Consider the following 19,548-nt stretch of genomic DNA (forward strand, 5'->3'; position numbering starts at 1 on the left):
TATCTGCTATTTCATGCCTGATTCAACCATATAGTAGCTCGTTCCATTTTTCTGGACAACCACCATATCGCGTGGGAAGATGAGTTTGGAGGTGTTTACATTGGTTTTCCAAAGCTGGTTGCCGGTGGCAATGTCGAATGCCACCGCTTCGCCATCCCAGGTCACAACCTTGTTGCCTGCCGCCAGAACGCTTTCGGCCACTGTGGTGGCGAGCTTTTTCTCCCACACCAGTTTTCCATTGGTAATGTCAATCACATGGATGAAGCGGTTGCCGCCAAATGCGCTGGTTCGCTCCATGACCGTCATGGCCGCATATTTGCCTGAGACGCTCCATGCCCTCGTATAGATTTCTCCCACCGCCGGCGTGTATTGCCACAACCGGGTACCCGTTGCTTTATCGAGCCCTTTGAGGGCCTTGCCGGCAACGTCGTGCCCTACCACCACATTGTTGCTGATCACGGAGCTGGACAGGAATTCGCGCGAGCGCCACATCTCCTTCGGTGCGGGTTTCAGTGCGAATGATTTCAGGTCTCTCGCGCCGGTAGCCATCACCAGCTGGTTATCGTCCCAGAACGGGTTACCGGAGTAGGATTCGCCCTGGTTATCGAATTCGGTGATCGATTTGCCGTTTCTCGGATCGCTCACGATGTAACCCGTGTATTTAGAATTCCTTCCCCAGGTTACGAAAAACAGCTTATTGTCTTTGGTTACGCTCAATCCGCCGTGGAAGCTCGTATTGGCATCATTCGCGAACTCGGCCGCGTCCAGCGACCACAGTTTCAGGCCCGACTGGACGTCAATCGCAGTGAGGCGATACTCACCGATCATGAACACTGTTCCGCCGATTGCCACCGGTTGGGAATAAAATGAGGTGTGGTACCGGGGATCGGAATACATCCACTTCGTTTTCCCGGTGACGGCATCAACACCCACAAGGCGATGTTCGCCGAAAACATACATGCCATTGGCATAAACGCTTCCCTTATCGTTCGAAGATCCATCCTTGGGCGAGGTCCATAGTACCGTTCCATTATCGACGTCGACCGAGAATGCCTGGCGTCCGTCGTTGAAAAACAACGTATTCTGGGCCAGTGAGCCGACGGGGTTACTGGTGTTTTTGAGCACCACGTGGGCGGTATCGCCATAAACCGTTCCCGAAACGGTTTCGGCATAGGCACGGTACCAGAGCGTATCGCCCGCGAGGCGTTGCGAATAGGTAAAGTTGTAGGGCACCATCGAGATCCCTTCAATGCGCACGCTCGATTTCACTTCGGGCAGACTTCTAGTACTGGCAATGCAAAATCCGACGCCAAGGATCGGCGCGTCGCCGCGGTCGGTAACGCGGGCAGAGAACACCACTTCGCCGTCCTCTTCCAGGTTCGCCCCCACGGTTTCGACCTTCGGTGGTGCCACAATGGATTTGTCATCGACGATCATAATATACGCTTCCCTGATCACTTCTTCGACCAGCTCGTACGACAGCCAGATATACCCGCGGTTAGCCCAGTTTTTCCCCCAGGAATTCTGAACTTTGAATGCTTTGCGGCTATCGTCGTATCCAACAACAACCATGGCGTGCGCACTTTTGGCGCCGGTATTTTCTTTCCACACAAATTCGTTTTGCGGGTCTTTGTGCGTAAGTTCAAGGAAGCTGTTATCGAGGTAGGCACTGATGATAACAGGGTAATCGTAGTAAATGAATTTCTTAAAAACGCTCTCCGAAATATTGATTCTACCCCAATCTTTAATCTTAAAATTGCCCGCTTTTTGCGTTTGCTCGTTGGTTGGCTTGGTGAGAAAATCGGTGTCTTTATAGGGCATATCCTGCCAGGAACACACGCCTGTGTTCTTCATCAGGTCCAGCGCATTGTAGGTAAATGAGCCTTTATCGTTGCCTCCGTTGATCTGATTGTACACAAATGCCGGGCTGAATACGCGGGCATTGTCGCGGTTGCCGTCGCTGCCCACGTAGCTCGCGCCTGTCAGGCGGGAATGGAGGTAGCTTCTCGCGGCAAATGCCGTTGCCCATGCCGTGCAGGAGTTTTGGTTTCCCTGACTGGCCACGGGCGGCATTTTGGCCGTCAAATCGTACGTTGGGGTGAGCGTCGGGTCCTTCATGGTGCGGCCGTTGGCCATGACCGGCTCGGCGATCAGAGGCAATTTCTCATATTCTTCCGCCGGGACCAATTCCACGCCGAACCCGACCGTTTTGCCGGGAATCACGACTTCCGGTTCGGGCTCGGGTGCAGGCTGCGTGGGAACGACGTCCTTTTTACAGGCAATGACAGTGAGAAACACCAGAAGCATTGTAAAAATCTTCCGGAGCGGTTTCAGTAAGCGTGATTTCATCGAGAACTGATAGAGGATGTTATTACGAAAATCTTCGGCCGAACGCGGAGCGGCTTTGTATTTCAAAACTGCGACAAATAAAAATGTATCCGCGCGGCTACCGGATGAAACCCGATTCATTTCTTGCAAAGCGGCAGCTTTTCTTTACAAAAACTGGTACAACTAATTCCATTAAAAAACTTCTTTATATTGTTTCGCCAATGCGGCGAATTACATTGAAAAAACCCTCCCATCGTTTCCTATGCAGCTTCCCATTTTCCGGCTTTTGATTTTGGTCACGTTCTGTTTTCCGGCATTCGGACAATCCCTTTTTCCGGAACTGAACCTCGATCCGGATAATATCAAAAAAGCGCAGGCGATGGAATCGGAAGCGATGGCTCAAAACGACTCGGTTTTACTGGGAAAGGCGTGGTTTTTGTTTGGTAATACCTATAAAAAGGCAGGAAACTTCTCGCGGGGAAATGAATATTTTTTGAAGGTGATCCGCATTCTCAAAGGCAAAGATTCAAAAGAGCTGGCAATGGCCTATCTGACATTAAATGAGGGAATTCATGTCAATGGCAGGTCACGCGTGGACTATGAAAATGCCTGTATAGCGCTCGATATATTCAGCCGGATGGAAGATAACAGCGGCATCGCATTGGCCTACAATTACATTACCAGCTTTTATAAAAGAATATGGATTTGGGACAAGCAGGAGCTGAAAAAAACCGCTGCGATCCCGGAAAGAAGCGACACAATCCGCCATTGCATTGATGCGATCGCATTCCACGCGAGTGTGGCCAAGGACACTACCATGATGGCCGAAGCGCATTTGCAGCTGGCGGATCTTTACCGGCATTTCAATGACAAGCGGGCCATTACCGAGCTCGACGACGCCTATCTTTTGTTTCTGGCAAAAGGCGACAACAATGCGGTCGTTCACACGATTTGCCACATGGCCTCGGCATTCCTGAAATTCCGTGATATGCCGAATGCGATCAAAAGCGTGGATAAGGCCGAGAAACTGATGTCGCAAAAGCAAATCGCCGATTACTGGACCAGCACGCATCTCATTGAGGCCCAGGTCGATGTGTTCGTGGCAGCCAAATTATGGAAAAGGGCTTTTGAGGCAGCGTCAACACTGAACCATCTATACGCGCAGAGGCGCTCCGGCGATCGCGATAACGCCATCCAGTCGTTTTATTTAAAGGAAGAGGCCGAAAAAAAGGAAGCGGAAATCCAGGCCCAGCGAGCGGAGCTGGAAGCGGCCCGGGCCGAGCGGAATTTTACACTGGCCATGGGCGCGCTGCTGCTGCTCGCCATCATTACTTCGCTGGTATTCTATTTTTTATACAAAAAGAACAGGCAGATCAGCGCAAAAAACCAGGACCTGGTGCGTGAGCAAAACCACAGGGTCAAAAACAACCTGCAAGTGATCGCCAGCTTGCTTAGTCTGCAATCGGATCAACTGGACGATACCCCGGCGCGTCGTTTGATCGACGAAACGCTTCTCCGGATCGAATCGATGGCCATTTTGCACCGGCGGCTTTACGATGGCGAGCAGCTGGCGCAGGTGGACCTCGCCGATTTCATCCCCGAAATCGTCCGTGGCGTGCTCGAAACGCTGGGTGTAAAACAGGTAAGCCTCGACTACCAGCTCGCAAGCGTGCTGCTCGGCGCCGATAAAGCGACGCCCGTGGGGCTGATCGTGAACGAGCTTACGACCAATGCCTGCAAATATGCCTTCGGTCGGACACCCAACCCGCGCTTTCGCATTGAATGCTTTGAGCATAATCGGGTAATCCGGCTCGTGGTGACCGACAATGGACCGGGAATGGAAGGGGTTAACCTGTCGGTTCCGCTGAAATCGCTGCTCAAAAGCCACTCCTCCACCTTCGGGATCGCGCTCATCCAGTCGCAGATCCTCCAACTGAACGGCAAGGGCCAGTTTACCGGCGCCACGCCGCCCGACACGGGCGTGAGTTTCCAGCTGGAATTCGCACGTGCATGGCCTGCCCCGGGAAGCCTTGTTACTTCGGCTGTTTCGTTTTCAAAATCGTAAACTTATTCAGCAGCTCCTTGCGGGCGCCGTCGGGCAGGGAAATTTTCGTAATGCCGTCACGCAGCAGAAGTTCGCCTTCCTTCACGCGCTTGATGTACTGGATATTGACCACAAACGAGCGCGAGAGCCGGAAAAAATTGGCTCCACGGAAATACAGCCCGGTTTGCCCGAGGCCGGAACTGACGAGATACGTAGTGCCATCGGCCAAAACCACCTCCGTATAAGCGCCGGCGGCTTTCAGATAGGCCACCTCATCGAGGTCCACGAGTTCCAGTCCGCCATTGGTCGGCAGCATCAGGTGCCGCTCCGGATCGTGATCCGCCGCTTTGAAATTGTGATAAGCCAATTCGACATTGAAAATCACATCGCTGATCCTGAATGGCTTCAAAAGATAGGCTGCCGGACGGGTCAGCTGTGCTTTCCTGAACTGCTCCTCTTCGGAATTCGCGGTAAGGTAAATGATGGGAATGGGCCGCAATTCGGTCAAATACTGGGCGATTTCGATCCCCGACGCATCCGAGCCTTCCAGGATGATGTCGATCAGCGCGAGGTCCGGGAGCGTTTGCACCACGGCCTGTCGCACCTCCTCCATATTCCGGGCGATCGCGGTGACGACGTAGCCGTTTTTTTCAAGTGAATTTCTCAGGTCCAGGGCGGTCAGGACGATATCCTCAACAATCAGTATTCGTAACGGGGGCATTTACGTTTCAATTGAATTTGACAAGGTTTACGTGCAGCCCGATCCTATCGAACTAGCTGTACAGCGAAAATAAGCATTTATTGCCAGACCGACTTTTGGAAAACAGACTTTCCGAAGGTTCTTCGTTTGAAAAAAATGCCGTTTCGTCAGAAATAACTCCGGTTTCATAGGTTGTAACTTGTAGGAAACCTGCATTGAAAGCTATTTCATGTTTGTATTGTCAAAAGCTATAACTGTCGGCGACAAGACCATCTCTATCAAACCTCCTTGCTATTATTCCCGTCTCTTATGAAATACACTTTCCTTTTCCGGACATTATTGGTTGTGTCAATCCTGGCCTTCTGGGCCTGCGGCGATAAAGATGAAGATAAGGGCAAAGATCCTGGCCCCGATATTGCTTCCCTGCCTCAGTTCGATACCAGTAATCCTGCCAGCCAGTCGTATGTGAAAGAGGTGGTTCCGCCGGGCGGCTCCTCGGGCGGGAGCAGCACCGCGCAGGTGGTGAGCACACTCACCGGCAAAGCAGGCCTCTGCGCCGATGCCCACGGACACGTGTGGAGCACCGCCCAGCAGCAGCCGACGCTCACGGATTCGGAAGGTAAATCGACGCTGGGAAAATACTGCGGTGATACGCTGCTGGTGTTCGAAAGCAGGCTATCCGGGCTGGTACCGGGCAAAACGTATTTTGTACGGCCCTATGCCACCTATGCCCAGCAGACGGTGTATGGCAAGGCATTCACCGTTACCCTGGACGTGAAAGCACCCGTTTTTCCACCCCGGATATTGCTAAATGCCATTCCCGAAATCACCGCGAATCAAATAAAAATCGGGGTGTATATAGAAGGAAACGGCGGCGGCGATATTCAGCAGCACGGATTTGCGTACCTCGAAGGAACCACCAACGACTTGCAATCGACGCCGGAGTTTACGCCGGAAGACATGAAATTTCTCTTTGCAGAATCATCTCCGGACTACCCGGCCCTGAAATTCGGGCCTTACACCGGCTCCCTTCCGGGCCCGATCAGCGGTACCCTCACCGGCCTGAAACCGAACACGAATTACAAGGTATGGGCATTCGCGTCCAACGCCGGAGGCATTTCATTCACCCAGTCGCCATTCTTATTCAAGACATTGGAGCGGTGAAAGTTGCTTTACGGCCTGCGGCCCGCCAAACGCTTGCTCAAAAACCTGCGCAAGGGCTCGTCGTACAGTTTCAGGCACATGTAAGCGAGCACTACCGATCCCACTACGAGTGCCAGCGCCCCGGGAAGCGATTGCCCGAATGTGAGGTTCTCGTTTTTGACCCACGCATAATACCAATAGATGAACGGGTAATGCACCATATAAAGCGGGTAAGAAATATCGCCGAGAAACCGGCATATCCGCGTCGTGGTTTCACCTGTAACCTGCGCCGAGGCGCCTATCCGGACCAGCAATGGAAAGATGACGATGACGCAAACCGAATCGTACAGACCGTTTAACCACAACTGGTCGCTGCCGCCGACCCGCGGGATAGCCGACAGGACCACAACGGCCGCGCTGCCTGGCCAGAATGCGCTCTTCACCGGAAGGGGTTTGAAAACGCGCGAGAGCAGGAGGCCTGCGGGAAAAGAGAATAACAAACGTAAAAATCCGCCGAGCGTGTTTTCGGGAGTGAGGGAAAATCCTACGCAAATGTCGCCGTAGGGCCCCCAGACGGCAAATGCAGCCAGGCCCGCACCAGCGATTGCGACGAGCCAGGCCAGCGCCCGGGTGCCGAGCTTCCGCAGATAGAAGGCATAGAGGATACTGCCGATGTATTCGTAAAACAGCGACCAGCTCGGGCCATTCAGCGGGTACATCTCCCCTACCCCGCGGATTTCGAGTCCCGGCGTGGCCGGTATGAGGAATGCGTTGATCACCGTGGCAACGACCAGGCTGCCGGCCGATACTTTGGACACGTCCCAGGCGGCGCAGCCCTGCAAATAAAACACCGCCGCACCGATGAGCGCACCCATCACCACCATCGGGTGCAGGCGTATAAGCCGGCGTTTGAGGAAGTCGCGGATGGTGATCTTATCCCAGCGGTCGTCGTACGCATAGCCGACCACGAAGCCCGAGAGGATGAAGAAAAAATCGACCGCCAGATAACCGTGGTTGATTTTTTGGTCCAGATGGCTGGTCGCGAATGCTTCGAACACATGGAAACAGATCACCGTTAGTGCCGCTACGCCGCGCAGGCCGTCCAGTATAGGGTAATGCGGTTTGGAGACGAGTGCATTCGAAGGAATTCCTTTTGTGGGCATATTAAAGATAAAGGGGTAAACAAAAGCTATACTTGCGTATGGCTGCGGGGGGGCAAAATTAGCCTTTAATGCATGCTAATCCTAGCCCCGACGGCCCGCAAACGGTTCCGGGCCCATAAAGTTTCACCGGTTACTAACATTATTCGCGTCAAAAGCACATTATTCGCCGTAACGGCTTTTTTACAAAAAACTTTGATACTATCTTCCGAAATTATACTTGCCACATTAAAACACCCTCATGCCCAAGACTTTTAGTGAGATTTCTGAATGGATCGCCGCGAAGATTTCAAAACACGCCGAAATTGATCCTTCCCAGGTTGCCATCGATGCCGACATCGTTCATTTCCGCCTCGATTCGCTCATTCTCGTCAACATCACCACCGAGCTCGAAGAATACGTCGGGATGGAATTAAGTCCCTCCATTTTCTGGGAAATGCGCACCATCGCCGCTACCAGCCAATGGATTGCTGAAAATCAGGAAGTATAAAGCCTCATTTCCGTTTCGATTATGCAAACCCCGCTCATGTCCGCCACCTCGATCTGGTCAGCCAAAAAAGAGGTCAATCAAAACTATACCGAGCTCATTGCCGACGTGCGAAAGTCGGACCCTCTGCATATTAATATGTTCGGCGACCTGGTGGCGATGGATTACGCGAACGTGAAAAAGATCCTGGCCGATTCGGACAATTTCAAAAACTTCGATTTTACGGAAAGATTCAAGGTCGTATCCGCGCTGTCGGACAACGACCCCGGCCTGCTGGAATTCGGCGAGAGCCTCCGGTATTGGCTGCTCTTTATGAATGGTGAAAAACATGCCGAGCACCGGCGCTTTGTGAACCAGAAGTTTTATCAGGCCAACTACGAACAAATCACACTCGACGCTATTACGGAAGTCATAGCCGCGCTCGACGGCCAGGAAGAAGCCGACCTCGTAGAAATGGCGCGGCAGTTCAGCTTCCTCATTATCAGCAAGATCATCGATCTCGACAAAGCGGATTTCGACTTCATCCAGAAGTTTTCCTACGTGATTACCTTCATATTCGAAAAGACCTTGTCGGTGACCGAACTGCTGGAATGTGCCTCCATGTCGCGCACTTTCCATAGCTATCTTTCCGAAACATTCAGCCGTCACGAACGCGAGGCCACCAACAGCCTCCTGCTCGAAATGCGCGAGGTAATGGGAAGTGCAAGGGCCCCGCAGCTGATCGGCACCTGGGAATTCCTCGTCAATGCGGCTACGGAAACCACCACGCTGCTGCTCACCAAAAGCATTGCCGCGCTGATCGAAAACCGCGACAAGGTGATCAACTGGAACGCACATAACGAATGCGCCATCGCCGTGGAGGAGCTGATCCGCTACGTGAGTCCGGTGAACTGGATACCCCGGCAGGTGGCCGCCGAAATGGAATTTGAAGGCCTGCAACTGCGAAAAGGACAAACCGTGCTGCTGGGCCTGGCCTCCGCCAACCGCGACCCGGCCGTGTTCCAGAACCCCGATACGTTTACGCCCACCCGCAAGCCTAACCCGCATATCGGTTTCGGTTTTGGCATGCATCATTGCCTCGGCGCAAGGCTCTCGCGGTTCGAATTGCAGAAATTCCTGCCGCGTTTCATGGCTGCGTTCCCAGACATCCGTTTGCACCCGACCAAAGCGCCGCAATGGGATTCCAAGATCTTTTTCAGAGGCTTTAAAACATTACCCGTGCTGTTAAAATAGGCGCATGGTCAAATTCACCGATTTTACATATTTACTTCTATTATCCATTGCGGTTGCAGCGTACTACAAAGTTCCGGAAACGAAAAAATGGATCTTTTTGCTAGTTGCAAGTATTTTATTCAACCTCAGTTGGAGCGGGAAATACTGGATCGTTTGGCTCGTACTGGTGCTTATCTGCTATGTTTCCGGCAAAGCGCTGAGCAACCAGGCCTATTCCAAAAAACATCGGAAAATACTGCTATCGCTTTCCATCGCGATTTGCCTTTCTCCTTTGTTGTTTTTCAAATACCTGGTCCCGGTCCATAATTCCATGTCGCTGGTGGCGCTGAACTGGATCGCACCGATCGGCATTTCTTACTACACGTTTCTCATCATCGGTTACCTGTACGATGTGTACCGGAAATACATCAAGCCCGAAAGCCATCTCGGTTACCTGATGATCTACCTCGGGTTTTTCCCTACGCTGCTAGCCGGCCCGCTCGAACGTACGCGCCAGCTCGTTCCCCAGCTCAAAGCGCCCAAACCGTATGAGCAGGACAACATCAAGGGAGGCATTTACTTCATTGTGTGGGGGTTATTCAAAAAAATCGTCCTCGCAGCCCGGCTGGGCGACCTCACCGGACCGGTTTTCGACCGGCCCGAATCCTACACAAGCATGTCCGTCACGCTGGCTATTCTGCTGTTTTCGGTGCAGCTCTATTGTGATTTTTCAGGCTACTGCGACATTGCTACCGGCTCGGCCAGGCTCTTTGGGATACGCTTGAGCAAGAACTTCTCGAACCGCTACTATTTCACGCCCTCGCGCACAGAATCGTGGACGGCCTGGAACATTACCGTCACCTCCTGGTTCCGCGACTACATTTTCTTCAACATCAGCAAAGGCGTCACGAACCAGAAAAGACTCGAATTCAACCGGTTAGTCACATTCATCATCACCGGCCTCTGGCACGGGCCGAGCTGGTCGTTCGTGATCTGGGGCGCGCTGCAATGGGTGTACATCAATATCGAAATGCGCACGAAGCAGTTCTGGCAAAAGTTTTACGCCGCCACCGGCCTCGTGCGGCTGGGCATGGCCATCGGCACGCAGGCGCATCATGTGTGGCGCGTGGTGGTGCGGCTGCTTACGGGCACGCTCATTATGGGGTGGTTCCGTGCCGCGGAACTGAGCAGTGGCGTGCGGCTGTACAGCAGCATGTTCGGCTTCGGGTCCGGCGTAACGTCGCTGCTCACATCCAGTTTCCTGCTCACGACCGCGCTTTTCCTGGTTATGGATTTTTATAATTACAAAATGGGCGAACAGGAAGACATCGCTTCATTCATGCTGAAAAAAAGCGCTGCCTACCGGACCGTCTCGATGCTGCTGCTCGTGCAGCTTGTGCTGGTGTTCGGGAGGCCGTCGGTAGCCAATTTTTACTACATTCAGTTCTGAAAAACCGCTAGCTAACGCCCATGATCCTCCAAATCGCCAAGTGGCTGCTGCTGCTCATCGCATTCAAACTGATCGTCGCGCTGGTCGTCGCACAATGCTACACCGACCCGCGCCGCGACATTACTGCCCGGAAAAAGCATTTAAGCGCATTCAACCCGAACGTCGTATTCATCGGCACCAGCCGCACGCTCTACGGGATCGATCCAGCGCTTTTCGACTCGCTTAACCATCAAAAAACGCGCAGCTATAATTTCGGGATATTCAGCCTGTCGCCATACAGCGCCATTCAGCTCGCCAGCGACATGCTTACGGAAAACCCTGGCGTTACCACGATCTACATTGAACTCAGTGCACTGGAATACAGCACCGTAGCCTTGCAGCCGCAGGAAGTCATTCCCGATGCCGTGTTCCGCGCCCAGGTAATGTCCGATGCTCCCGCTATTGGCACAAGCGAGAAAATCGGCAGCTTCCTGAGCGGCCTCAATACCACCTTGTTCCAGATGGTATCGATCGCCCCGCAGATCCTGTCGGCCAAAAAGGCGATCAAACCCGAGAACGATCCGGTGGAAGGCAACGCCGATCTGCACGCCAACGGCCACCAGTCCGTCGCCGGGGCGCTACCGGCAACGAATGAGCGGATCATAGCGAACAAAACTTCCACTGAAGCCATGCCAGCCATTCACAAGCCTGCGGCACCCAATGCCTTTTACCTTGCGCAGCTCAGCGGGCTCGTAGCACGCGCCCGGCAGCAGGGGAAGCAGGTCATTTTTTATTATCCCAACAGCATTACCGCGGCCGAGCAGCGGGTACTGGCGCAGGTCGCGCCATTTTTGCCGGATGCACAATGCATTCCACTGCCCGCACCTCCCCTGCTCGATTCGCTGTTTACGCCCGGCAACCTCTTCGACGCCCACCATCTCAACCAACGGGGGGCATCGGCCTACACCCGGTTCTTCCGGGAGGAGGCTGCCAAACGCATTTCGGTTAATCGCTGAATCACTTCGTCACAGCGCGCATTCGCAGCTGCAAAGCCGGTGACGGGCACAGCGGCCTCACCGTACAAGCGCGGCCGGCACTTCAATTCAGCTTCCATACCCGGAACCGGTCAATCGCGTGCCGCGCTTGGGTCGACCGGAAACCGAACCAGCCCGCGGTGAGCGGCGCAGGGTCTGTCCAGTCAAAAAGCACTTCCCCGTCCGCGGAAAAGGTCGTGCGGCCATCCTTTACGGTGATCACAATATGATAAGTGTGATTGGGTTTAAGCAAATGCGGCGCATCGAGGTATTCCTTCAAAAGCGGCTTGGTACCATCGCCGTGGTACTTGCGGAAACGCGTGGTGGTGTTGGTATTTCCGCCAAAACCGACGTAGTAAAGCGACAATGAATCATATTCTGCAAAACTTCCGCTGCGCGCCTGCGCATTCGCGGCAAACAGGTCCGCATTGCGCGGGTTGGTGGCCATCCAAAATTGATTAAGGTCCGAAAGCCGGTCGTTCCGGCCGGAATCCACGAGCACCGTCCAGTCGTATTCGATGCGAATGTTGCCTTCCAGCTTCGGTTTGAACCAAACGGTTACCCCTCCGCCGGTGTCGAGAATCAGGCGGCCGTCTTGCGCACGCACCCGGGATCGGCCTTTCGGCTCTGTTTCGGCTATCCAGCGGCCGGCGAGCGGTTCTTGCGTAAAATCATCGGAATGTAGGAGCGTCGCATTACTGCCGCGTCCATCGTTCTGACTATAAGCCGGTTGCGCCGCGGCCTGAATGCAAAATAGCAGGACAACGCCCCGCGCCGTCCTGCTGATTATTTCAAAAATTCGTGTCATTTGCCCTCCACCGGCCAGAATGGCGATTCCGTCCTGCTGGTTTTCAGATAGTTTTCAATTTTCGCTACAATCGCCGGGTTGTCCGCGGACACGTCGTTCGTTTCGCTGATGTCCTTATCCAGGTCGTACAGTTCCAGCTTTCCTTTGGCTTTCACCGCTTTCCATTTGCCGTAACGAACAGCCTGTTCAAAGCCTTTTTCAAAAAACTCCCAATACAAAAAGCGCGGCTGCCATGCTGCCTTCCCCTTGATCGACGCCAGCACGCTCGCGCCGTCGGTCGTATAAGAAACTTTCGATCCGGCAATATCGGCGAATGTAGGCATAATGTCCGCGAAATAGGCCGGTTCGCTGCTCACGCTGCCCGGTTTCACAATCCCCGGCGCCCACACGACCATCGGCACGCGGATGCCGCCTTCGTACATATCCCGCTTATATCCGCGAAGCCGGCCGTTGGAATCGAAAAACTCGGCGATGGCCGTCTGCTGCGGCGTACCTTCCGAGCGCGGACCGTTGTCGGAGCAGAAGAACACGATGGTGTTTTTAGCTAAACCACTCTCGGTCAGATATTTTTTGATCTTGCCCACATTTTCATCGAGGTGATGCACCTGCGCGCCGTAGATTTTCATGTCCTGCGGCCAATCCCGGTCTTTGTACGCGGAGCTGTCGGCGGCATCCAGCGGCGAATGCGGACTGTTATAGTTGATCATCAGCACAAAAGGTTTCTTCGCATCCTTCTGCGCGGCCAGAAACGCCAGGCTTTCGTCGGTTGTGAGGTCGTCGGCGTAATAGCCCTTCCGGCCATTTTCATTTTGCTCAACATCTTTCAACACCCCATTGACGTACCGTTTTGCGGGCCAGTAACCATTGGCATACGTGCCGGGATAAGCAATCAGCCAGCCCGAAAACTGGTCGAAACCGCGGTGAATGGGCGTGGCGAGCGTGTCGTAGCCATCGAGGTGCCATTTGCCGGTCAGCGCGGTGGTGTACCCGCTCTGCGCCATCAGCTTCCCGACGGTGAAATCGCCGGCGGCGAGGTTCGCACGACGAACGGTTTGTTTGCCTTTGTTGCCGACAATGCCGCCCCGGATGGTCGCATTACCGCGGATGGTGGTATGCCCCGTGTGCAGTCCCGTGATGAGCACGCTGCGGGAAGGCGAGCACACGGGCGCACCTGCGTGGATGTCGGTGAAAATCATACCCTCTTTGGCCAGGGCGTCGATATTCGGTGTGCGGAGGAGCTTCTGGCCATGTGCGCCGATGTCGCCATACCCGAGGTCGTCGGCGAGGATGAAAACGATGTTCGGCGATTGTCCCATCGCCCGGGCGCCGATCAGCAGGGCCAGCGCCCATGTACTTAACCTTTTCAGCATGAGTAATTTATTTGTATTTCAAAAAATCAGTTATAACCTGGATTCTGGTATTTCCGGATCGCATCCGTTCCCAGCGGCGCGCCTTTTTCGTCCGTCAGCATGTCCATGTACGACTGCGGGAACGGCTTGAATGTATCTTTTGCACTAAAAACACCTTTTCCATTGCCATTCTGGCCGTTGGCGGCCACGGGGTTGTCGGCCACGGGCCAGTTGCCTGCGCGGGAAGATGCGAGCTGGTTATGGTGCAGCACGCGTTCGAGCTGGATGCCGGCGTGGTGAATGCCCTCGTACACGATCTGCTCGGAGTTGAATTCGCGCGAGTATTCATTGTATATAAAATGAATGAAGCGCCTGGCGGAAGTATTCGCCTCGGGCGGATAATTTTCCAGTTTAGATTTGGTCGAAGCCCCGTCCCAATAGGAAGCGTCCACCCTGATTTTGGCATAAGTATCGGTCGCCGCGGCGTAGGGATAGCTTTTTTCCGACGCTGTAAGGCTTTCGGAGCCCGGATACAGGCGCGCAAGCACCTCCGCACGGCTCTCGCCCGATTTGTACGCGGCCCGTGCGCGAAGTACATTGATATCCGCGATCGCGCCGGCATAGTTACCCTGGCGACCCAGCACTTCGGCGCGGATCAGGTAAGTTTCGGCGAGGCGGAAGATCGCCACGTCGCGCGTGCCGAAGTGGTTGTCCACCGTGCTGCGGTTGGGATCGATGAATTTGCGGGACGATGGACGCAAGGTACGGCCAAGGAGCAAGCCCGTGTTGGACGACAGCCTGTCCACCCCTGTTTTGCGGTAGTAATATTCATTTCCCTTTTTCACCCAGCGGGGGTACAGCACGTAAGGCTGCGCCAATGCTTCGTTAACATCGATCGCCGTTTCTTTGGTATTTTCCAAAAATACGAGGCCCAGGTCGCCCTGCCCTATTTTCCGCTCGCCAGCCACGGCTTTCCGCCCGCCCCACGACGGACGTTTGTAGCTGTTCTGAATGTTCGCATTGAAATAACCTGCCTCATCCGCCGTCCAGGTGAGCGACTTGTTGCCAGCATCGGTGTAGGTCAGCCCCGGGCCGTCCTGCAAGGCCGCATTGTCGAACGACGCGCTCACGTACTCGATCTGGAAGCTTTTTTCGAAGCGAGAGTCATTGATCTTATCCGTAAAAACATCGTAACCCCAGTCGGTCGGGAGGAAGCCCGTGCCTTTGCGGAGGCCGTATGCCCAGGTTTTGGAAGGAATGTTCCAGGCTGCATTGGTATAATCGCAGGTGAATGCAGCTGTGGTACGCATGCCGTAGCGGCCATTGTCGAGGTTGTTGCCGTAGGAAGCTTGCAGGATGATTTCCGGGTTGCTTTCATTGCTCCAATCTCCGCGCGCGGTTTTGAATAAATCCCAGTAATTATCCGCAAGCCCGCCGAACTGCCCGCCATTACTTGCGCCGTAAGTATCGATTACCTCGGTGGCAAAAATCCGGGCCGAATCGAGGTCGCTGGCGACTTCGCCCTTGTACAGCAATCCCAAGTGCGCATGGGCATCGCCCGGATTGACGGTGCCGTCCGCAGCGCGGTATTGCTTGAATTCCCTGCCCTGTGCGCGCTGCAAATACAATTTTGCAAGCAAATGCGACACGGCGCCTTTCGTAATGCGGCCGCGTTCGCCCTGGCGCACCGGCAAATGTCCGTGTGCAAAACGCAGGTCGGAAATAATGCGGCTGTACACCTCCGCCGAAGTCGATTTCGGGAAATTGAATGCCGTCGGCAGCGAGTTGTTGCTCTTCAAAGGCATCGGCACGTCGCCGAGCTGCGTTACCAGCATATAAAACGTCCAGGAGCGCAGGAAATACACTTCCGACAACCGCTGGTTGGCATAGGCCTTGTCCGAACCGAACTTGCCCGGCGCTTTTCCGGTAATGATTTCGATGGCCTTATTGCAATCATTGATGATCGGGTAGCTTCCCAGCAGCTGCGTGGCGTAGTAGCCCATGAGGTTATTGGCATAGTTGCCCGCCTCGCCCGTAGGCGCCCATACGGCAGGGCTGATCGTCGCCCAGTTGTTGTCCGTCGGTTCGGTAATGTCGGTGCCGGTTTCGAACAGGTACGGGCCTTCCATGAAGCCGTATTTCCACCGGAGCGTATTGTAGGAAGCCACCACGAGTTCTTCCGCGCCTTTTTCGGTTTCGAAATAGTCCTGCGTGATGGTCGACACCATTTTTTCTTCCAGGAACTCCTTGCAGGAGCTCAGCGGGAGCAAAAAGAGAATGGGTAATAGGTATTTTTTCATCGGTTCAAATGCTTTGTTATAGAGAAATTCTCAGGCCCAGCACCAGGCTGCGGTTCAGGATGGTGTTGTTGGTCTGCCCGCCCGACTGCGCGCCGGCGGTAGTGTCCCAGCCGGTGAGGTCCTCGGGGTTAAGGCCCGCTTTCACGGCCGCGCCGCCCCACATGAACGGGTTCAGCACCTGCGCGTAAATCTGCGCACTACCGATTTTGTAGCGGTCGGCAATGCCCTGGTTGAGCGTGTAGGTAAGCGACACATTGCGCAGCGCCACCAGCGAGCCGTTCACGTAGTTCCGTACATAATTGTAGTTGGTGAACGTCGCGGTGGTCGGCTGCGGGTATTCCGCACCGGTGTTGGCCGGGCTCCACGTGTCGTTCTCCACGCGGCGGCCGTACGTTTGCAATGCGCCGTAATAGAGGTTGTTGATCCGTGCTTGCAGAAGAAAACTCAGTTCAAAGTTTTTGTAACCCAATGTATTGGTCAAACCGGCTGTCCACGACGGGCGGTTGCTGCCCAGGATGGATTTGTCGCTGTCGTTGATCGTGCCAAAACCATTATCCAGGTAATTGACCACCTCGCCGCTTGCCAATGTGACGGATTTGGAGCCGGCAGCGCCGTCGCCCACTTCCACCAGCGGCTGGTCTTTGATCTTCACCTGGCCCGGCAGGGCGGTAATGTTTCCGATTTTCTTGTACAACTCGATCAGGCGCAGGTCTTCCGGCGTGTTCTGCCAGATGCGGTCATATGCGTAATCCCGGAAAACGGAGATCGGCTGACCGATGTACCAGCCATTCGAAAGATCGTCGGTAGCGCCGTTGGTCAGTTCGAGGATCTTCTCCCGGTTTGCCGACCAGTTCAGATCCGTGCGCCAGGTAAAATCTTTCCGATGCACATTCACGCTCGAAATGGTGATCTCGACACCGCGGTTTTCGGTCCGGCCCACATTGCTCAGGATGCTCGTGTAACCGAGCACGGGCGGTATGGAGCGCGACATGAGCAAATCGCTCGTTTGCGCCTTGTACAATTCCACCGACCCCGAAATCCGGTTTCTCAGCAACCCGAAATCCAGTCCGATGTTCTGCTGAGCCGTTTTTTCCCAGCGCAATGCAGTGTTAGGCATCGTCGCCGATTTGTAACCCGCATATTGGGTTTCATTGAATACATAAGCCGCACCGACGATCGAACCGCCGGTAGAGTATGCCGCTACCGACGAGTTGCCGGTACGTCCCCAGCTGTACCGGAGCTTCAACTGGCTGATCCAGTCGATCTGCTTCACAAACTGCTCTTCTTCGAGCTTCCAGGCCAATGCCGCCGATGGGAAAAACTCCCATTTGTTGCCCTCGGCCAGCACCGAAGCCCCGTCCCAGCGACCGGTAAGGGTCACGAGGAAGCGATCGAGCAATCCGTAATTGATGCGGCCCATGTACGAAGCCAGCGCCGAGCGGCTGTACGAAGTGCCGTAGCCCATCGGGTTACCGATCGCATTCGCGGCGAGGTTGTACCACTGCGACGATGGGAATGTGATGCCCTGCGCGCGGATGTTGATCCCGTTGTTCGTATTCTGCTGCAAGGATTGCAGTGCCGTGATGCCGATGTTATGTATCCCGATTTGTTTGTTAAAAAACAAAAGGTTCTCCAATGTCCAGCCCAGCGACTTGTTATGCGAATTGTAGCCGATCAGCGGCGCAGTGCCCACGGCGCTGAATGGATTGGTGTAGTTGGACCCGTAGAATGAGCCGTACTCCTTGTCGCTGTACTGCGCGCCGAATTTGCTCGAAAATTTCAGCCAGTCGGTGAAACGGATCTCGGCGTACACATTCGAAAGCAGCGAAGCCAGCTTGTGTTCGTTGGTGGAGTTATTGATGTTCAACAGCACGTTATGCGCCGAAAGTCCCTCGCGGTTGGTGTTCAGGATTTCGCCGTTGTCGTCGAATGCGCGGGCGTAGGGCATGAGCGCGAGCGCCTGTCCGTAGGAGTCCTTGGCTCCGCTGTTCGAGGAATTTTCCGAAGTACCGTAGTTCTGCAGCGAGTACACGCCATTCAGCGCCAGGCCCACCGTGAGCCATTTGCGGGGCGTGATGTCGCCTTTGAGGTTGAGCGTGTAGCGGTTGAAATCCTGGTCTTTCAACGTCCCGAGCTGGTTGAGATAACCCAGCGAGAGGTACACCCGCGACTTGTCGGTGCCGGACGAAAGCGAAAGCAAGTGGTTCTGCGTCCGGCCGGTGCGGGTCACGAGGTCGCCCCATTTCTGGTCAAACAGGCTGGCGGCGTTGTATACAGGGACCTGCGCTGCATAGCCAGCAGCCTGCTCTTCGGCGGTGGCGGCGCGGAGTTTTACCGAGCCATCGTCATTCCATTCATAGGCCGTTCGGATGCTGTTCATGCCGTACTCCTCGCCGCCTCCGAACGTCTGCACGTCGAAATCCGGGTCAGGTGCGGTGCCGTATTTGCCGGTGTAGGTGCCGCCGTTAATATGCGACTGCCGCTGCCAGTTCAGGAGCTGCCCGGAGTTCATCCAGTCGGTCATCGAATGAATGCGGGTGGACGTGTAGCTCACGTCGTAGCTGATATTGGTTTTACCCTTTTTTCCTTCCTTATAATTGATGAGGATCACGCCGTTGGCGCCGCGTGAGCCGTAAATGGCTGTGGCAGAAGCATCTTTGAGCACTTCCACGGATGCAATGTCGTTCGGGTTGATGGCCGTTATCTCGCTGGCTGAAAGCGGCACACCGTCCACCACGTAAAGCGGCTCGTTGGACGCATTGATGGACCGGTTACCGCGGATGCGGATTCGTCCCACTTCGCCTGGTCGCTGGTTGGTGGTGATGTCCACCCCGGCCACCTTTCCCTGCATGGCCTGCACCACATTCTGCACGGGCCGCTCGCGGATCTGGGCCTCCGAAAGGCTCGAAATCGCGCCGGTAATGTCGCTCTTCTTCTGCGTACCGTAGCCCACCACCACAAATTCTTCGAGGGATTTGGTATCAGGGAGCAGCACCACTTGCAGCACCGACTCGTTTTGGACGGTAACCTGCTGCTGCACATAACCGACAAACGAAAACACAAGCTGCACACCTTGCTCAGGCACAGCGAGTTCGAAATTTCCCTGCTCGTCGGTGAGCGATCCGCGCGTGGTGCCTTTGATAACCACACTCACTCCGGGTAGCGGCTCGCCTTTGTCGTCTTTCACGGTACCCTTCACCGCCCGTTCGGCATGACGGCCGGCTTGCGATTTTTCGGACCGTGACCGCTTCGTTTCGGCGGGCTTTGCTTGCACCACAACCGACGCCCCCGCCAGGCAGACGACGATGCTCAGATGATAAAATAGCTGTTTCATAAAACCGGTGACCTTCGGTCGCTGCTGTTGGTAGTCATACTCTTTTTTTGGATTATTTAAATAAAGCACTCCCTGCCCGTGCAGGGCGGTTCTACACGGAAAGAAACTTCGGCAAATGCACCTGCCTGTCGCGACCAGGCCGGGCCTGCTGAATGTGCTCAGCTGATGATTGTTTACTAAATGCGGCTAACGGAATACAATGAAACCTTTGAAATTTTTA

The 19,548-nt window shown here is 54.6% G+C and carries 13 protein-coding genes; 6 read left to right on the plus strand and 7 right to left on the minus strand.

From position 1 onward, the window contains the following. Positions 1-6: 6 nt before the first annotated feature. The gene (locus tag DFER_RS08025) at positions 7-2,349 is read right to left on the minus strand and encodes an outer membrane protein assembly factor BamB family protein (RefSeq protein WP_187293435.1); all 2,343 of its coding nucleotides are present in this window, start codon (positions 2,347-2,349) and stop codon (positions 7-9) included. Between the two features lie 241 nt (positions 2,350-2,590). On the opposite strand from DFER_RS08025, the gene DFER_RS08030 reads away from it, so the two are divergent. Next, positions 2,591-4,393 carry a sensor histidine kinase gene (locus DFER_RS08030; RefSeq protein WP_015811125.1) on the plus strand — a complete coding sequence of 601 codons (1,803 nt, stop codon included), beginning with the start codon at positions 2,591-2,593 and terminating at the stop codon, positions 4,391-4,393. On the opposite strand, the gene DFER_RS08035 is transcribed toward DFER_RS08030, so the two are convergent. After that, positions 4,362-5,093: a response regulator gene (locus DFER_RS08035; RefSeq protein WP_015811126.1), complete on the minus strand. Its 732-nt coding sequence runs from the start codon at positions 5,091-5,093 to the stop codon at positions 4,362-4,364. The genes DFER_RS08030 and DFER_RS08035 overlap by 32 nt on opposite strands. Before the next feature lie 288 nt (positions 5,094-5,381). On the opposite strand from DFER_RS08035, the gene DFER_RS08040 reads away from it, so the two are divergent. Beyond that, positions 5,382-6,236, plus strand: coding sequence for a hypothetical protein (locus DFER_RS08040; protein WP_015811127.1), 855 nt, complete (start codon positions 5,382-5,384; stop codon positions 6,234-6,236). 8 nt (positions 6,237-6,244) lie between these two features. Here DFER_RS08040 and DFER_RS08045 read toward each other — a convergent pair whose 3' ends face one another. Further along, positions 6,245-7,378: an acyltransferase family protein gene (locus tag DFER_RS08045; RefSeq protein WP_015811128.1), complete on the minus strand. Its 1,134-nt coding sequence runs from the start codon at positions 7,376-7,378 to the stop codon at positions 6,245-6,247. Between the two features lie 238 nt (positions 7,379-7,616). Between DFER_RS08045 and DFER_RS08050 the strand changes: the two genes are divergently transcribed. The 4 genes from DFER_RS08050 to DFER_RS08065 all read left to right on the plus strand — a co-directional run bounded on the left by DFER_RS08050 (position 7,617) and on the right by DFER_RS08065 (position 11,519). After that, on the plus strand, positions 7,617-7,865 hold the full coding sequence (locus DFER_RS08050; protein ID WP_015811129.1) for an acyl carrier protein: 249 nt from the start codon (positions 7,617-7,619) through the stop codon (positions 7,863-7,865). Positions 7,866-7,901: 36 nt separating this feature from the next. Next, entirely contained in the window at positions 7,902-9,095 is a 1,194-nt protein-coding gene (locus tag DFER_RS08055; RefSeq protein WP_187293436.1) for a cytochrome P450, read from the plus strand. A gap of 97 nt (positions 9,096-9,192) precedes the next feature. Further along, complete coding sequence (locus DFER_RS08060; protein ID WP_229206204.1) at positions 9,193-10,524, plus strand: MBOAT family O-acyltransferase; 1,332 nt, start codon at positions 9,193-9,195, stop codon at positions 10,522-10,524. A 20-nt stretch (positions 10,525-10,544) separates the two neighbouring features. Continuing rightward, a complete protein-coding gene (locus tag DFER_RS08065) occupies positions 10,545-11,519 on the plus strand; it encodes a hypothetical protein (RefSeq protein ID WP_015811132.1) in 975 nt (324 codons plus the stop codon). A gap of 82 nt (positions 11,520-11,601) precedes the next feature. On the opposite strand, the gene DFER_RS08070 is transcribed toward DFER_RS08065, so the two are convergent. The 4 genes from DFER_RS08070 to DFER_RS08085 are packed head-to-tail and all read right to left on the minus strand — an operon-like array spanning position 11,602 to position 19,328. Then, positions 11,602-12,345 (minus strand): DUF6250 domain-containing protein, encoded by a 744-nt coding sequence (locus DFER_RS08070; protein WP_015811133.1) that lies wholly within the window; start codon positions 12,343-12,345, stop codon positions 11,602-11,604. Continuing rightward, entirely contained in the window at positions 12,342-13,715 is a 1,374-nt protein-coding gene (locus DFER_RS08075) for an arylsulfatase (protein WP_015811134.1), read from the minus strand. Before DFER_RS08075 ends, DFER_RS08070 begins: the two co-directional genes overlap by 4 nt. Before the next feature lie 26 nt (positions 13,716-13,741). Then, on the minus strand, positions 13,742-15,994 hold the full coding sequence (locus tag DFER_RS08080) for a RagB/SusD family nutrient uptake outer membrane protein (RefSeq protein WP_015811135.1): 2,253 nt from the start codon (positions 15,992-15,994) through the stop codon (positions 13,742-13,744). Positions 15,995-16,010: 16 nt separating this feature from the next. Continuing rightward, positions 16,011-19,328, minus strand: coding sequence for a SusC/RagA family TonB-linked outer membrane protein (locus DFER_RS08085; RefSeq protein ID WP_015811136.1), 3,318 nt, complete (start codon positions 19,326-19,328; stop codon positions 16,011-16,013). Positions 19,329-19,548 lie beyond the last annotated feature (220 nt).

Source organism: Dyadobacter fermentans DSM 18053 (assembly GCF_000023125.1).
GTDB lineage: Bacteria > Bacteroidota > Bacteroidia > Cytophagales > Spirosomataceae > Dyadobacter > Dyadobacter fermentans.

Bases quoted from the DNA above. Each gene is read 5' to 3' on its own strand.
- DFER_RS08080 (WP_015811135.1), bottom strand. From the start codon at position 15,994: ATGAAAAAATACCTATTACCCATTCTCTTTTTGCTCCCGCTGAGCTCC.
- DFER_RS08050 (WP_015811129.1), top strand. From the start codon at position 7,617: ATGCCCAAGACTTTTAGTGAGATTTCTGAATGGATCGCCGCGAAGATT.
- DFER_RS08035 (WP_015811126.1), bottom strand. From the start codon at position 5,093: ATGCCCCCGTTACGAATACTGATTGTTGAGGATATCGTCCTGACCGCC.
- DFER_RS08085 (WP_015811136.1), bottom strand. From the start codon at position 19,328: ATGAAACAGCTATTTTATCATCTGAGCATCGTCGTCTGCCTGGCGGGG.
- DFER_RS08055 (WP_187293436.1), top strand. From the start codon at position 7,902: ATGTCCGCCACCTCGATCTGGTCAGCCAAAAAAGAGGTCAATCAAAAC.
- DFER_RS08040 (WP_015811127.1), top strand. From the start codon at position 5,382: ATGAAATACACTTTCCTTTTCCGGACATTATTGGTTGTGTCAATCCTG.
- DFER_RS08065 (WP_015811132.1), top strand. From the start codon at position 10,545: ATGATCCTCCAAATCGCCAAGTGGCTGCTGCTGCTCATCGCATTCAAA.
- DFER_RS08030 (WP_015811125.1), top strand. From the start codon at position 2,591: ATGCAGCTTCCCATTTTCCGGCTTTTGATTTTGGTCACGTTCTGTTTT.
- DFER_RS08025 (WP_187293435.1), bottom strand. From the start codon at position 2,349: ATGAAATCACGCTTACTGAAACCGCTCCGGAAGATTTTTACAATGCTT.
- DFER_RS08045 (WP_015811128.1), bottom strand. From the start codon at position 7,378: ATGCCCACAAAAGGAATTCCTTCGAATGCACTCGTCTCCAAACCGCAT.
- DFER_RS08070 (WP_015811133.1), bottom strand. From the start codon at position 12,345: ATGACACGAATTTTTGAAATAATCAGCAGGACGGCGCGGGGCGTTGTC.
- DFER_RS08075 (WP_015811134.1), bottom strand. From the start codon at position 13,715: ATGCTGAAAAGGTTAAGTACATGGGCGCTGGCCCTGCTGATCGGCGCC.